This window comes from Anaerosolibacter carboniphilus, assembly GCF_014205875.1.
In the GTDB taxonomy this organism is placed as follows: Bacteria; Bacillota; Clostridia; order Peptostreptococcales; family Thermotaleaceae; genus Anaerosolibacter; species Anaerosolibacter carboniphilus.
The window spans coordinates 32,901-48,124 of the sequence record NZ_JACHEN010000007.1 but is presented as its reverse complement, the minus strand read 5'-3'; the positions used below and the strand labels follow the sequence as shown (position 1 = coordinate 48,124).

Genomic DNA, 15,224 nt, shown 5'->3' with positions numbered 1-15,224 from the left:
CCTTCAGACGCAGCTAAATATTGATCGCCCCATATGCTTTACGAGCGTAACCCCTTCTGAGCCGTGCCCAACACGAGGCTTAACGATCATGGGAAATTTCATGCTTTTTAAAAATGAAGGAAGCTTATTCGTATCTTCAGGATATCGAATACTTTCCAGTATCTGAAAGCCAGCCCGTGACAGACGACCCATTGTTAACCATTTATCGCTGCAAATTTTGATGACGGTAGGAGAGCTTACAAACACCTTAGCGCCTGTAGACTTTTCAATCAATGTTCTTTTTCTTGAATAAAATGAAAGTTCCGTTCCCGAACCAATAAATACTGCTCTAACCTGATAGTTTTTACAAAGATTCTCGATAAATATGTAGTAGCTTTCTTCATCTGCTACGCGGGGAGCAATAAAGGATTTGTCAGCAATAAATAGGCCTAACGAATATGGATTGACATCCACTGCTAAAATTTCAATAGGCAGCACGGACGCCTTAAGAGCCCTGATGATGCCAAGTCCGTATACAGAACCAGCACCTGTAACGAGTACCCTTAAGGCACTATTCATTTTCTGCGTATTTTTGCAAATTACTGATGATGTAATCAACCTCCTGTTCTGTTAGCGCTGGATGAACGGGTATTGAAACTACCCTTTCGGCAGCCTTACGGGCATTTGTGAAAGATCCAAGGTTTTCTCTTTGCAGATATAGGGGTTGGTCAGGAATCGTTTTGGGATAATGGATACCATACCCTATACCCTTGGCCTCAAGAAACGTTATGAAACGATTCCGGTTATTCACCGCAAGGGTATATTGATGATATACATGCTCAAAACCTGGTAAACATATGGGCTTCATAAAAGCTGGGTTTGTTATCTCCCTAGAATAACGCTTCGCAATTTCTTTGCGTCTTTCATTAAAACCAGGTAGCTTATGCAGTTGTTCTATACCTATTGCTGCATGTATATTTGTCATTCTATAATTATACCCAAGTAAATCGTGGTGATATTTAGCTGTCTGACCATGATTTATTAAACTTCTAGCTTTCTGGACCATCTCTTTCACCTGGGTCGTAATCATACCGCCTTCACCGCAGGTCATATTTTTTGTAGGATAAAAACTAAAAGCACCAAAGTGCCCAAAAGTTCCAACTTTCTTTCCATTTATGGAAGCACCATGGGCTTGTGCACAATCCTCTATTACAATCAGATTGTATTGATTAGCGATCTCCATGATCTCCTCCATACATGCTGGATGCCCGTAAAGATGAACGATGATCATTGCTTTTGAATCCGGATGCTTTTTGATCGTATCTAGCAGGCATTGGGGAGAAATATTATAATCCTGCAGCTCTATGTCACTAAAGACAGGAACTGCTTGTGCATAAAGGATTGCATTGGCTGTCGCAATAAATGAGAAAGGTGTGGTTATTACTTTTTCGCCTGGCTGAATACCTGATGACAATAAAGCTATATGAAGAGCGGAGGTTCCAGAAGAGGTTGCAACACAATAATTACTGCCCAGATATAATGCAAAATCTCTTTCAAACTTTTCTACATATTCTCCCTGGGCCAGCTTTCCACTGAAAAGAACTTCATTCATCAGCATTTGTTCCTCTATACCAACCATGGGTTTCACCAAAGGAATCATTTTTACACTCCCTACAAATTTTTTTACATAACGCAAGGTTTAATCGGTGTCCCGATCGAATACCGATCACATGTCCTATAATCCTTTCTCCAAGCAAACTAAGGTCCCCAAGAAGATCTAACGTTTTATGCCGGGCAAGTTCATTCGGCCACAACCATTCTCCCTGCTCTGATCCTGATTTCACCACTAAAACATTTGAACTAGCTTCTCCAGTCAAATTTACAACTTCTTCTACCTCCGACTCAATGATGAAAGAACGGGCTTCCGCCAATTCCTTAGCAAAAGTTTCAGGGGTAATATTTATTTCAGCATATTGAGATAACTGTGGAAGATCAGGATAGTCAAGGACATAGGTTAATTTAAACCCATCGTAAGGAAGAGCCATTATCAGCTTTTCATTTTTCGCGTTTCCAAACTTTTCCCGTTTGAAGACAACAATCGGTTTATGTATTTTAATCTTTTTTTGTTTAAATGGTTGTTGCACTAACCCAGCGCTTAACAGCGCCTGAGTAAAGTCTTTGCTGCTGTAATCCGGCATTACAGGCAAACTCGGCTGAGCCAGCTCGATAAACATATTATCCAAACCTAATCCTGATATGGCTGCCAGCGCATGCTCCGTATGTTCAATACGAACATTTCCGTGGACAAGAGAAGTCCATCGATATTCAACTTTTGCTTTTTTCAATGAGCATTTTATTTTAGGGCGGCCTGGTAGGTCCCTACGGATAAATACAATACCCGTATTCGGTGGGGCAGGATAAAAAGAAACTTTTGCATCCGCTTCGCCAGTTATACGAATACCCGTTAAAGAAACAGGATGTTGAATCGTTGTCTGATTATACATTTCATTCCCTTTCTAGCTATAAAAATTTCAAGATCTGCTTAGCACGTTCCTTATATGTGTGATTTATGCAAACCTCCCGTTGACCATTTTGTGCCACCTCTTGACGTGCTTTGCCATCTTTCAGATAATAATCTACAAGATTGACTGTGTCTTCAGGTGAGGATGAACATACTAGGTGTGCATTATTTATAAACAAATTTTTTACGGCTCGTGTTGGCATTGTCAGCAAAAAACCTCCTGAACCCAGCACCTCAAAAGTCCGGGAAGTCAACATATCTTGATCATTCTGCAAGCCTATGATGATTTTGGCTGAATTATAAACCTTATTTGTCTCCTCATAAGGCAGCTCACCCTTAAGTATATGCTTTGGTATCTTAAAGCCCATTAAGTCCTCGTTAAAACGGTCCCACCGCTTACCCCAAATTGCAATGTTATGTCCTCTTTCAACCAAGGGCCTCAGCAATGTCTGAACACTATCCTTTCGGTAGGATTTCCACTCTTTGCCGCCATTTCCGACTAAGGCCACATCATAAGCATATTTGCTGCTGGGAGGCTCATACTTGTTAAATTCTGGATTGCATCCAAAATCCAGGTGTCCAGCCGGGAATCCTAGCCTCTGGTATATACTTACACTCTCTGGATGTATCGTTAAGATTGCATCTGGGTTGAAAATTTTAATACACTCGAAAGAACACTCTTCCGTCCATCTTGGGTCTTCGGTTGCCCAATAAACATGTTTTATCCTATGTTTTGCCACTTTCTCAACTAGTTGGTCTATATATTTTCGTTTATGTCGACGATATGCCCACCCTGTTGTTATGAAAAGATCCGGCCTAAAGTGGTCAACAGCTTCTTTTATAGAATCTCTACTTAAATCCCTGAGAACAAAAACAGGGCAATTTAGCTCTCTGAAGCCCTGAGGCAATCCCAACGTGTATTTGGAGCTGCGGGCAAAAAACAGTATTCTAGTCATATCTCCCCCCCTTTTACTAAAAGACTGCGTGTGTACTCCGTACCACAATTAAACAACACATCCATGATAGAAAGATTCGGAATAACGCCTCCCCAAAGTTGAGGATACGTTATGGGCTGATAGTTTAGATATTCCAATGCAAGACCGTGTTTTTCAAAAATTTCAGGTTGATTATATATCTTACCGCCACTACCAGATAAGTAACAATCAACGGAAAAATGATGGCAGAGAGCGATGATCAATTCATTTTTGTGAAGGTCAGCAAATTGAGGTAAGGATGACAGAAAAACAAGCTTTGTTTCGAATTTCAGCCAGGTACAACAAGAACATCATCATATCGCTGTAGACTTAAGCCCTTACGTTTAACTGGTACAGTGAGTATTTGAGGGCCATCAGGAGTTTTGATAAGATTCCTGTTCGCCACCGAAGAACCCCTTGGAAACTGAACCATATCTAAAATTACAAAAATATCACACTGGGCTATCTTACTAAAATACCCAGGCCAGGGAAGATAATTAGGCTGGTGCACAGCTAATTTCATCGTCATACCTCATCTAACAATCCGTTCTATTTTAATGCATATAAATAGCTTTCTCGTAATACCCCATGGCCTCCATAGCCTTCTTTGAATCGGAATAATTCAGTATTTACCTTTCTCCCTTTTTCTTCAGTGGAAATACCCCAATCCAAATAAAAAAAACCGTTTTTTCGTCCCCACTCCATTAGATAACCAAAAATAAGGTTTAGCGGTCGCATGTGCTGGTAATGGTCGTCGTGAGCAATATAAAAACAGTTCATAACTCTTTCGTTCAGTAAAAACACTAAAACACCCCCTGTTGGTATTTCCCCTTTATAGGCTGCAAAGAATTTAATTTTGTCAGGGTAAAGGGCTTTAAGGTGCTTTATCTCCGCAAGGGAATGGGTGGGCTTTGCATGATGATTTTGTTTCAATTTATTTTCTAATATAGGCCAAAAATCATGTATATCTGCATCCTCAACAACGGATAACCCACTTTTCAATGCCTTTTTATAGTTTCGAAAAGCTGTGGAACTCATTACTCTCTTTAAAAAAGGTTCCTCGCCTTTATTCAGTTCGAGGGCCGTCGCCAATTCTGTATACTCAATCTTAAATCCCGAAAATCTTAATGCAAAGTCAAGCTGATCTGCCAACTCCCTATGGTAAATCCTCGGGACAGGTTTTAGCCGTATATAATCAAAACCAACGTTACCACAATATTCAACAAAAACTCTAACTAGCTCTAAACATTTCCTAGTGCTTAGGGTGGGTTGAATCATAAGTCCTCCGTGAGAAGCGCCCGGATGAGATATTAATGCAGTACTTTTGTCTGCTTGTTGCATTTGAGCAGCAGGAAGGACGGCAATAATCCGCTCATTTTCCATAAAAATTAAAGAATGGTCCATAAATCTGTCTACAGGATGATAATTCAAAAACTTTCTCTCCTGCATGAAGGTACCATTCACAGAAGAAACAACAAAATCATTCCATTCATTTTCATAGGCTTCTATATATCTTTTCACTACCATCGTCATTCTTATCACTCTTACCCTAATTATAATATTTATCATTAATCATTATTCCATCAACGGATCATAACTTTTTCTCCGCCTTTTGCAAGGGAATCTGAAATACAATCAGTAATTTTCGCCACAAAATGAATATTCTCTCTACCACTATGGGGCTCCTTGTTTTCATTGATACATTCAATGAAGTGAAGACACTCAAGTTTTAAGGGTTCTAAATTCTCTTCAATTTTTAAAGCATGATTATTATCTCCGTTAATGAGAAGTTGAATTTTTTTATCAGCTGGCTGTACATCATCAAAAACTAATTTTGCTTTTGATGTAACCAATGTAATCTTCCTCGTTTTTTCAGTGTGAATAAAACTTGCAAAAATAGAAGCAATTTTACCATTAGGAAAACCAAGTAGAATGTAAGCAACGTTGTTATCGGCACTTTTTGGATAACTTCCTCCCTGAGCAATTACCCAGATAGGATCTTCGCCGATCAAATGGCGAGAAAGATATATATCATGAACTGCTAGATCATGAAGAACATCTACGCCAGAGCACTGAGACGAAGAATTGGTTCTGGACATGTTTAAGTAACATAGATTATCTATATTATCATTTTCTTCCAGAAATCTTTTTATCGTTTTAACAGCAGGGTGATAAATCAATGTGTAGCCGGCCATTAATATAGTATTTTGAGCAGCTGCCAAATGAGTCAAATCAATACTGTCTTTCCGATTCATCGTCACAGGTTTTTCTACAAGAACTGCTTTTCCTTTGCTGATGAATTCTTTTGCTAACATATAGTGACTTTCAGGTGTTGTGGCAATAACAACACCCTGCACCGTACCGTCATTTAATATATCAGCTTTATTCTCGGTGTATTTGATTTGAGGGTAAGCAGAAACAGCTTCCTTTAGTTTTCGAAGGTCAAGGTCACAGACCCACTTTAATTCACAGCCTTCTATTGAAGTTAGGGTTTTTAGATAGTGTTTACCCCATTTTCCGCAGCCTATCAAAGCAAGCTTAATCATTGTAATTTCCTTTCAAATAATATATTAGATTATATGCGATAGCACCATATAATAGTATATTTGCCAGCCAGAAAAAGGTGATAATTACATTCTTTTCAAAAAATTAAAAGCAAAACTTTATTTGAATAAAGCTTTGCTTTTAACTCCCTTGTATGATATATATTGTATGTAAAATTATTAATCTACTCAGTAAATAAACGAAGCATTGTATCTGTTACTGCAGGATTAAATTGTTTCCCTCTTTCCTCTCTAAATATATTCATTACTGTCTCAATACTCATCGCATCTCTATAGGCTCTTTTTGAGGTCATTGCGTCAAATGCATCAGCTGCTTGAATAATTTGAGCTTCGATTGGAATCTCATCACCTGACAGACCTTCTGGATAACCAGAGCCATCATAATGTTCATGATGCATATACGTTAAATTTACAATTTCTTCAAAACCTTCAATTTTTCCGAGTATTTTCTTTGCATCTAACGGATGTCTCTTTACAATTTCATATTCATCTTTCGTTAAGTTTGATTTCTTATTAAGTATTTCTGTCGGAGTGCCAATTTTACCGATGTCATGCAAAATCGCAGCAGTTTCAATTATTTTGAGTCTATTCGCGGGAATATTCATTGCCTTTGCCAACTTCAAGCTTATATCAGAAACCCTTTTTGCGTGCCCTTCTGTGTATACGTCTTTTACTTCTATGGCGGATACCAATGCATTTATGATTTCTTTGTATCTCTTATTTTCACGCTCTTGGTGAACCTTAAGAGAATAAAAGTTTGAGATTAGTTGAGCAAAAATTTTTAAAACCAGCCTTGAGGTTTCCGAGAACATCTTCTCGTCAAAGTTTTCAATGCATAATAACCCAATTTTTAATTCATCGAACTTTATTGGTGCATATAATGACGCAAAATCTGAATAAGTTCCAAGTTGTTTAAATATATCAATTTGATTCTCAGAGAACAGCGCATCGTCCCGTTTTTTTATATTTACTTGATAAGCATCAATCATTTGATTAGGACTGCTTTCAAAATCAATAAAGGCTTCATCCTTGCTAAATGCCAATTGACTAAGCAAACCAAAGTCATACCCTTTACAAAAGATAGGTCTAAAAATTTCACCTTCAAGCTCATAAAAGGAACCCTTTTGCGCCTCTGGTATTAGAATAAATGCAGTTTCAAAAACACGACTGAAGAAATCATTCTTGCTCAAATTATTCGTATTTACAAAAGCATTCGCAATTATAGAAATTTTAGTGGCTAACAACTCTTCATGAATAGTTGTATGTTCAGTCTGACTATGCAACCCATTATTTTTGATAGAATCCACTATAGTCACATCCTTAGATAATTAATTTCTAAAGCATTAAATGAATTTTACAATAAATTTACTAACAAATATATATAATCAAGTATAATATCTAAATATTTACAAAGCAACTGGTTCGTCTTTAAGAAATAATACCAGCTTACAAAAATTTTCTATGATAATTGCCCTCTTATTTCAAAAGGCATCTATTGATTTGATAGATGCCTTTGGTTATCCTGAATAACCATGATCAGTAATTCTATATGCATAAGAATTTTCCTGTTACAGAATTTTCATCGGATATTATCTCATCAGGAGTACCTACGGCAATTACATTTCCTCCATTGATTCCACCTTCTGGTCCAAGGTCTATTATCCAATCGGAAGCTTTAATGATTTGTTGATTATGTTCTACAACAATGACTGTACTTCCTGAATCTACTATTTGATTCAGAAGTATAAGAAAGTTTTCTACATCAATTGGATGCAATCCTGTTGTGGGTTCATCGATAAGATAAAGATTATTCTTGCCCTCGTTATTGATTAACTCTTTCGCCAGCTTTAATCGTTGACCTTCACCGCCAGATAGGGTAGTCAATGTTTGTCCAAGTTCCAGATAGCCTAATCCTACATCTTCAAGCAACCTTAAAATCTTAATAATTTTGGAATGATTATTAAATATACGCAACGCATCTTCAACAGACATTCCTAGAACATCTTTAATAGAATATCCTTTATATTTTACAGATAGCACCATATCATTAAATTGGTTTCCATTGCAAACCGGACAAGGCACTTCTAAATTCTTAAAAAATAACATATTGCTTGTAACATATCCAAGTCCTTCACAATTCTCACAACGTCCTCCTTTCGTATTGAATGAAAAGTGCTTAATGGTTAACCCTTTATCTCTAGCATCCTTTAGTCCAGCGAAAATTTTTCTTATTTCAGAATAAACTTCAGAATAGGTTGCCACATTGGAGCGCTTCATTCTGGTGAGCGGAGATTGTTCGACTGTGACGATCTGATCAAAAACTTCTGTTCCTGCTACTTTATTACAATCCGTTTGATTTTTTATATTTGATTTTGATACTACCTCAAATACCAATGTTGATTTTCCAGAACCAGAAACTCCAGTAACACTGATCAAGCAGCCAATAGGAAAGCTAACATTAACATTTTTCAAGTTATATAAATTTGCATTTTTTACTTCTATCATGTCCCCTGTCCCTTTTCGAAACGCTTTACGATTTTGTATTTTTCTCTTCAAATAGGATCCTGTTACAGAAGTATCTTGTCCCTTGAGTTCTTCTAAAGACCCTTTTCCAATGATTTCTCCACCATATTTACCGGAGCCAGGGCCAATATCTATTATATAGTCAGCCTCTTGCATGACATCTATGTCATGTTCAATGACGATAACCGTGTTTCCCAGATTCCTTAATTCTTTTAGTATCTTTATAATTCCATTCGTATCTTTTGGATGAAGCCCGATTGTTGGTTCGTCCATTATATAGATAATCCCGGTTAGATTAGAATCCAAAGTTGCCGCTAGTTTTATTCTTTGTGCCTCACCGCCGGATAAAGTCATGGTTTGTCTATCAAGAGAAAGATAACCCAGTCCGACGTTAACGATTCTTTGAATTTTTGTTTTCAAATCTATTAAATAGGGTTCTACCATAAGTTTATTGGTGCCACTCACAAAGCTTTCAAGCTTTAGCAACCATTGAGATAATTCCTCCAGGGATAAGAAAACTAACTCCGGAAGCCTTGTGTCCATCACAGTTACACTGCGGCTTAACTCATTTAGCCGCTCCCCCTTACAATCCTGACAAATAGCTGAGTCAAAATAAGCATCCAGTTGCTTTGAAGCGCCCTCTTTTTCTGATAATCTCCTCCAAAGTACAGGGAATATACCCTCTATTCTGCCCTCAGCCACGGTTTTCGGAGGAAGAATGTCTGGAAACATGTTCTTGACTTCTTCGCTTTCAACCCCATAAAGAAGTATTGCTTTTTGACCTTTGCTAAAATCTATAACTGGAGTGTCGGGCTCAACTGGAATGTCAAAATGTTTAAAAGCATTGTATAATGCAGAGATTTGATAATCCTTATATTTTTGTTCCCAGAAGTCGATTGCCCCATCTTCCAGTGATAAATGTTCATGGACTATATTGTTCTTATTTAGTTTTAAAACCTTTCCGAATCCTTGACATGTCTTGCAGGCGCCTTCCCTAGTATTATAAGAAAAATGTGTTCTGGTCGGTTTTTCCATTTTGTAATTACAATGATTACAATACATATATACTTTAAAATTATCTTTGAATTTCTCTACCTCTTCTTTACATTCAGAAGATATTATTTCTCTATTACAATTGGGACAAATTCTTTTACTTAGTTTTTCATAAATCATCCTTAGATCTGTATAAATGTCAGTTACTGTACCAACGGATGAACGTGGATTTTTATTATATTCATTTTGCGTAATGATAATAGAAGGTGATACATTACTGATTGAATCAATTTTGGGCTTATTAATCCCTTGAAGCCCCATAGCCTCTAGATACTGTCTTTGACACTCCTTAAAAATAGTATCAATGGCTAATGTGGATTTTCCAGAACCAGATACGCCAGTAAGAACGACAAGTTTGTTTCTGGGTATCTCTAATGAGATATCTTTCAAGTTTCCTTCTTTAGCACCTTTAATAATAATGTTGTCCACTTCACTACCTCATTTCTATATCTAAATTAGATGTTTTTATTCAGGATTAGTTATATTTAGTGCTGAGCCTAATTTAATTATATAACATTGATGCATTTAGAAAACTTTTTATAGCCATTACCTCTATTATTAGACCCTTCTTAAAATAAAGTTTAAACCAATAGTATAATGTTTAATCATGATCTTGGAGGGCGTAAAATGAGAATTCGACCAAAATACTTCAAAAGTAAATATTCTTCAACGATGCAAAACCTATTCCTTAATGCAGTACCTCTTAGCTCTGCATAAAGGTGCAACCCTCAAAAGCAAAATTCCCTCAAACCATCTGTCTGAGGGAACATTAAACATATTTTAATTTTCACTTAAAACCTTTAACGCCTTTGATACAAGACTATCTCTTTTCTATCCTTACGACTGTCTCCCCATGCCTAGTGTGTTGCAGTTAGCATATACAAAAATCTCTTAAAATATTATCATGTCACAGAACCCGCCCGAAACCACTGAAAAAATCTAGAATTTTGTCATTCTGAATGAAACGTAGTGAAATGAAGAATCTCTAAAGCCTTTAAATACTAGATTCTTCGCTGCACTCAGAATGACAGGCTCGAAGATTTTCCTCTAATTGAAACTTTTTCAGTGGTTTCGAACCCGTCTCAGCCATTAGTGAGATATTCCTGTGTTAGCGTTTACCTGCATAGATTTTTAACCCTTTTTCTAATAAAGGCTGAAACTTGTGGGCCATATCCTGACTAAACCCTGAGTCGGTGAGTATAATGTGATTGGATTCAACAGGAGCCACAGTAACCAAGGATTCTTCCAAGAACTTACTGCTGTCTGCCATGAAGAATACTTTTCCGGCTGCTTTGATCATGGCCTCCTTGACAGGGGCTTCCTCAATTAAAGTAGTTCCGAATCCTTTCGTAGGAGATAACGTACATGTACCAATAAAGGCTTTATCAACATGTAGTTTTTGAAGAGTTTGTATAGCTTCATAACTTATGGTATTGGAACTTGGTTGATGCACCAATCCACCAATGATAAACAACTTCATATCGCTAGGTGTTTGCGTAATATCATGGGCAATGCTGATAGCATTTGTAATAATCGTCAGATTTTTGAATTCGTATAAAAATGGTACTAATCTGGATACTGTGGTAGAGCCATCTAGCAATATGGCGTCACCATCTTCAATGAATGTGGCTGCCAACTGGGCGATTTCACATTTTTCCTTTTTGTGCAGATTTGTTCTTGTGGCATATGATGCTAATGCTACTGCTTTATTGGGTAGGATAGCGCCACCGTGGGTTCTGGATAATACTCCTTTCTTCTCCATGATGCGCAAATCTCTACGTATAGTGTCTTGAGATACTTGGAACAACTCACTTAATGAAAGAACTTCGACCCGTTCATTTTTCTTAAGCATCTCCAAGATTTTTTTATGACGCTCTTCTGTAAACATCTTTGTGTATACCTCCTTGGTAGTAAAAGAAGATTCTAAGTTATTCCGAAATATTAATGAATGTTAAAGTTTTTGCATGAATATGCTTGATATTTCCGATAACCGTGTTATAATTATTATACAATCTTCTATTGATTATGTATATGATTTCATATGAAGTCATTTTGAAAATATAAGTATGTAAATTTCATGGAAAGATGGTGCATGCATGGATCAGGGTTTAAGACAATTTAAAAGGATGTATTTCTTTTTCTACTTCACAGTGGCGATTTTCTGGGCCTTTATCGTTCCTTATCTCAACAGTCTCAAGATCAGCAATACACAGATAGGTATGATCATTTCACTGATGATTTTTTCCGGTGTAATAGGTCAGTTTTTCACAGGATATTTATGTGATGTCAAAGGAACGATCAAAAACATATTTATTCTATGGATGATATTGCTTTGTATTAGTGTTGTCTTATTTTTTCAGTCCCAAAACATGCTGTATATGATAATGCTCATTTCCATCATCGGCTTCTTTCAATCTTCAGTAATGGCTTTAAGTGACAGCTGGGTTTTAGAAAGCAGTGCACAGACAAAATCGAACTTTGGCGCTGTACGAGCGCTGGGCTCCGCGGGATGGGGAATTTCTGCCGTTGTCGTAGGAAAGATTATTGACCAAACGGGATGGCATATGATTTATATTCTATACATTGTATTTGCAGTATTATTGTATCTGATGGTTCGAAAGATGCAGGATGGGAAACAAGTAGAAAATACCTCTCCTGATCCTGTCAGACTACAAGACATAAAGGTTCTGTTTTCAAATAAACAGTATGTGCAGCTTCTACTTATTTATTTTTTACTGTTTGCATCATTGCAGGTTATAAATATGTTTGCGCCAATCATTATCAACAGCTATGGAGGAACAAAGTTTCATGTGGGTCTGTATCTTTTTGTAGCAGCAGCCAGTGAAATCCCTATATTGTTTTATGCTAGGTTATTGATGAATAAGTTTAGACTAAGCCACCTGCTAATTTTTGCTGCATTTGCATTGACGATCAGGATGATTTTGATTGCATATAATAAAACCATCTTTACCCTGATTCTGTCGGGTGCACTACAAATTGTCACATTTTCCATTATTGTTTTTACTTCTAAATATCTCATTGATGAGGTAACCCCACCTAATTTGAAAACGACATCACAAATGGTAGCAATGGGCATTTATTCAGGATTGGGTGGGATTTTTGCCACGATCTTATCCGGGTGGTTGGCGGATAGCATCGGGATAAAGAATATGCTGCTGGCCCAAGGAGGGCTATGCCTTATTGCCCTTCTATTCAGTGTAATTTATCACTTTTTATACTGCTCAAAAATGAAGATGCGCTATTCATAGTTTTGGAACAGCTAAAAAATAGGAAATTATCAATTTTCATAGAAGACATAAAGCTGCTAAGCGGAAATGGAGGAGTTTAATGAAACTAATAGCGGTAGATATGGATGGAACATTATTAAATCACTGGAAGGAAATTAGCGAAGAGAATATTCAGGCTATTAAAAAGGCACAAAGTATGGGAATAGAAGTCGTCATCGCCACAGGTAGGGCTTACTTTGACGCCAAAAAAATCTGCGAAAAAGCTGGGTTAAACCTTCACATCATTAGTGATAATGGCGCATTGATTCATACGAAAGATGGAGAGCAAATTTCTTCTATTACTATGGAAAAGAAAGATGTACAGAGAATCATTACGGAGTTGGAGGAACAGAATTTTTATTATGAAATATTTGCAGAACGGGGAATTTATTCAACCTATAACAGAAAGAATGCATTAGAAGAGGAAGCTAAAGATTGCACTGACAATCTTAAGTTTGAAATGATTCAGACTGCAATAGCCATTCAGTTTGGTCAAAATGGTCACAAACTTTTGGAAAATAACGAAGCTATTCTAGATGCCGAAGAGAAATTTTATAGTGTGTTTGCCCTAACCTTTGATGAAGAGAGACTGAGAGATGGCATGAAGCACTTTGCCCAGATGGAGCATTTATCCATGATTTCTTCAGCAAACAACAACTTTGAATTAGCTAATAAGCTAACTTCAAAGGGAAATGCATTGGAGAAACTATCAAGGATGCTGAATATATCCCTTGATCATACGGTGGCCATAGGCGACAGCTATAACGACATATCGATGTTTGAAAAGGCAAACCTTAGCGTGGCCATGGGGAATGCACATAACGACATAAAAGCATTGTGTGATACTGTTACACTTACCAATGATGAAAACGGTGTCGCCTATATCGTTAATCAGATCATCAATAAAGACATTCTACATCAAATACAATTTTCTAATATATCGCTGGCGTAACTTTCGGCGTGACGGCGATTTAAAGGACAGGAGAGATTCCTGTCCTTAGTTATTCTCTAACGCCTTGATATCAAGCTATTTCTTTTTATTCTATTCAAAAAATCTACCATAATCTGAATAAATTCATCTGGATGCTCAAAATGAATATCATGTCCGGATTTTATCGTTATCATTTCATTTCCTTCAATCAGGCTATGAACCTTTTCTGCATCTTCATCACTGTTAGCTGCATAAAGCACTCCATCCTTACCATATAATGTGGCTGCCTTAATGTATACAGAAGGACAGTCTATAGTGGACAAAGTTTCTTCCTGATCAAATCCTTCAAACCATGCACCTGTATAAAAAGTTTCTGCAAACGCTGTATCAAAGTCATCCAAATAAAGTGTACCATGAATCCAGCTATATGGTATGTACCATAATTTCAACGGCTCTCCCGGATGTTGTGCCCGATATTTCCTTGTACTCGCTGCAGTAAGTTTTCTCAAATCACCAAACAGTCCCCAGAAATAACTGTTTTCCATATAGTACACTACATAATCATCCGTATCTATTTGATTTCTAAAGTTATGTACTATTTCAAAGCTTTCAAGCCACACAAAGGTATTCTGCATTTCTTCTGGCTCTACGCTAAAAAATGGTGGATCCTCTAAAACAACCCCCAACACATCTTCTGGTGCATTGGCTGCAATCCATGCTGCTAAAATACCACCAGAAGAATGGCCAGATATCACGCATGATTCACCAATGACATTTTCAATAAACCAGACAAAATCCTGCCCCATTGCAACACCTGTATACTTTGAAGAATCATGACTTGATTCTCCATGTCCATGACAATCAATTGCATATACGTGATAATACTCAGCCAGTCCTGGAAGAACTCTGGAATAATCTTCCCATTCCATAGATTGGCCGTGTATTAACAGAAGGGCCGGCCCATTATTTGGTCCTTCAGCATAATTTAATACGGTTCCATCATCAAGAGTTACCTGTTTTTCTTCATAACCCGCATTATATGTTCTTTTTAATGGTTTTTCATCATAATGCATATTTCGATAAGCATAAATACCAAGAGCGATTGCGGCAACTACAATGATTATAAACAGTACAAGCAAAAGTATTTTCAGCACTTTAATTTTCTTCCCCTTTATCGCCTTTTGTCCCATATCTCTTTCTTCTTTATTTCTCATTCTCTCCACTACTCCTCCTTGCATTCTTCAGCTTGATAAACTGATTCTACAAAATGCATTCATTTATCATACTTTGCCAAAGCTAAACAATTATTGACACCCTGCGCTGTTGCTCCGTTTTTCCATTTCGCAACGGATCGTCTTAAAACACAGATTTTATCAAATACATTTTAATATA

The 15,224-nt window shown here is 37.1% G+C and carries 14 protein-coding genes; 2 read left to right on the top strand and 12 right to left on the bottom strand.

The genetic code is table 11. The annotated features are described in order from the left end of the window. Positions 1–3 precede the first annotated feature (3 nt). From HNQ80_RS07085 to HNQ80_RS07035, 11 genes are all read right to left on the bottom strand, one after another. Positions 4–558, bottom strand: coding sequence for an ATP-grasp domain-containing protein (locus tag HNQ80_RS07085; RefSeq protein ID WP_207726903.1), 555 nt, complete (start codon positions 556–558; stop codon positions 4–6). After that, positions 551–1,639 carry a DegT/DnrJ/EryC1/StrS family aminotransferase gene (locus HNQ80_RS07080; RefSeq protein ID WP_184309594.1) on the bottom strand — a complete coding sequence of 363 codons (1,089 nt, stop codon included), beginning with the start codon at positions 1,637–1,639 and terminating at the stop codon, positions 551–553. Before HNQ80_RS07080 ends, HNQ80_RS07085 begins: the two co-directional genes overlap by 8 nt. Then, positions 1,584–2,483: a UDP-3-O-acyl-N-acetylglucosamine deacetylase gene (locus HNQ80_RS07075; RefSeq protein ID WP_184309592.1), complete on the bottom strand. Its 900-nt coding sequence runs from the start codon at positions 2,481–2,483 to the stop codon at positions 1,584–1,586. Before HNQ80_RS07075 ends, HNQ80_RS07080 begins: the two co-directional genes overlap by 56 nt. A gap of 16 nt (positions 2,484–2,499) precedes the next feature. Continuing rightward, the gene (locus tag HNQ80_RS07070) at positions 2,500–3,456 is read right to left on the bottom strand and encodes a CgeB family protein (RefSeq protein ID WP_184309589.1); all 957 of its coding nucleotides are present in this window, start codon (positions 3,454–3,456) and stop codon (positions 2,500–2,502) included. Continuing rightward, complete coding sequence (locus tag HNQ80_RS26630) at positions 3,453–3,740, bottom strand: WbqC family protein (protein ID WP_408626306.1); 288 nt, start codon at positions 3,738–3,740, stop codon at positions 3,453–3,455. The genes HNQ80_RS07070 and HNQ80_RS26630 overlap by 4 nt, the downstream gene beginning before the upstream one ends. A 23-nt stretch (positions 3,741–3,763) precedes the next feature. After that, complete coding sequence (locus HNQ80_RS07060; RefSeq protein WP_207726902.1) at positions 3,764–3,997, bottom strand: WbqC family protein; 234 nt, start codon at positions 3,995–3,997, stop codon at positions 3,764–3,766. A gap of 26 nt (positions 3,998–4,023) precedes the next feature. Further along, on the bottom strand, positions 4,024–5,007 hold the full coding sequence (locus HNQ80_RS07055; RefSeq protein WP_184309585.1) for a GNAT family N-acetyltransferase: 984 nt from the start codon (positions 5,005–5,007) through the stop codon (positions 4,024–4,026). Positions 5,008–5,057: 50 nt separating this feature from the next. Beyond that, a complete protein-coding gene (locus HNQ80_RS07050) occupies positions 5,058–6,020 on the bottom strand; it encodes a Gfo/Idh/MocA family protein (protein WP_184309583.1) in 963 nt (320 codons plus the stop codon). A 182-nt stretch (positions 6,021–6,202) separates the two neighbouring features. After that, on the bottom strand, positions 6,203–7,345 hold the full coding sequence (locus HNQ80_RS26415) for an HD-GYP domain-containing protein (protein ID WP_184309581.1): 1,143 nt from the start codon (positions 7,343–7,345) through the stop codon (positions 6,203–6,205). 238 nt (positions 7,346–7,583) lie between these two features. Continuing rightward, positions 7,584–10,043 (bottom strand): ATP-binding cassette domain-containing protein, encoded by a 2,460-nt coding sequence (locus tag HNQ80_RS07040; protein WP_184309579.1) that lies wholly within the window; start codon positions 10,041–10,043, stop codon positions 7,584–7,586. Between the two features lie 679 nt (positions 10,044–10,722). After that, entirely contained in the window at positions 10,723–11,502 is a 780-nt protein-coding gene (locus HNQ80_RS07035) for a DeoR/GlpR family DNA-binding transcription regulator (RefSeq protein ID WP_184309577.1), read from the bottom strand. A 208-nt stretch (positions 11,503–11,710) separates the two neighbouring features. Here HNQ80_RS07035 and HNQ80_RS07030 point away from each other — a divergent pair, with 208 nt between their 5' ends. Beyond that, the gene (locus HNQ80_RS07030) at positions 11,711–12,883 is read left to right on the top strand and encodes an MFS transporter (RefSeq protein ID WP_184309575.1); all 1,173 of its coding nucleotides are present in this window, start codon (positions 11,711–11,713) and stop codon (positions 12,881–12,883) included. Positions 12,884–12,962: 79 nt separating this feature from the next. Further along, complete coding sequence (locus HNQ80_RS07025) at positions 12,963–13,853, top strand: Cof-type HAD-IIB family hydrolase (RefSeq protein WP_184309573.1); 891 nt, start codon at positions 12,963–12,965, stop codon at positions 13,851–13,853. Positions 13,854–13,909: 56 nt separating this feature from the next. Here HNQ80_RS07025 and HNQ80_RS07020 read toward each other — a convergent pair whose 3' ends face one another. Further along, positions 13,910–15,046, bottom strand: a complete 1,137-nt coding sequence (locus HNQ80_RS07020; RefSeq protein WP_243183027.1) for an alpha/beta fold hydrolase — start codon at positions 15,044–15,046, stop codon at positions 13,910–13,912. Between the last annotated feature and the right edge of the window lie 178 nt (positions 15,047–15,224).

Coding starts and splice junctions, on each gene's coding strand:
- HNQ80_RS07035 (WP_184309577.1), bottom strand. CDS start 11,502: ATGTTTACAGAAGAGCGTCATAAAAAAATCTTGGAGATGCTTAAGAAA.
- HNQ80_RS07030 (WP_184309575.1), top strand. CDS start 11,711: ATGGATCAGGGTTTAAGACAATTTAAAAGGATGTATTTCTTTTTCTAC.
- HNQ80_RS07050 (WP_184309583.1), bottom strand. CDS start 6,020: ATGATTAAGCTTGCTTTGATAGGCTGCGGAAAATGGGGTAAACACTAT.
- HNQ80_RS07025 (WP_184309573.1), top strand. CDS start 12,963: ATGAAACTAATAGCGGTAGATATGGATGGAACATTATTAAATCACTGG.
- HNQ80_RS07060 (WP_207726902.1), bottom strand. CDS start 3,997: ATGAAATTAGCTGTGCACCAGCCTAATTATCTTCCCTGGCCTGGGTAT.
- HNQ80_RS07080 (WP_184309594.1), bottom strand. CDS start 1,639: ATGATTCCTTTGGTGAAACCCATGGTTGGTATAGAGGAACAAATGCTG.
- HNQ80_RS07070 (WP_184309589.1), bottom strand. CDS start 3,456: ATGACTAGAATACTGTTTTTTGCCCGCAGCTCCAAATACACGTTGGGA.
- HNQ80_RS07055 (WP_184309585.1), bottom strand. CDS start 5,007: ATGACGATGGTAGTGAAAAGATATATAGAAGCCTATGAAAATGAATGG.
- HNQ80_RS07020 (WP_243183027.1), bottom strand. CDS start 15,046: ATGAGAAATAAAGAAGAAAGAGATATGGGACAAAAGGCGATAAAGGGG.
- HNQ80_RS07085 (WP_207726903.1), bottom strand. CDS start 558: ATGAATAGTGCCTTAAGGGTACTCGTTACAGGTGCTGGTTCTGTATAC.
- HNQ80_RS07075 (WP_184309592.1), bottom strand. CDS start 2,483: ATGTATAATCAGACAACGATTCAACATCCTGTTTCTTTAACGGGTATT.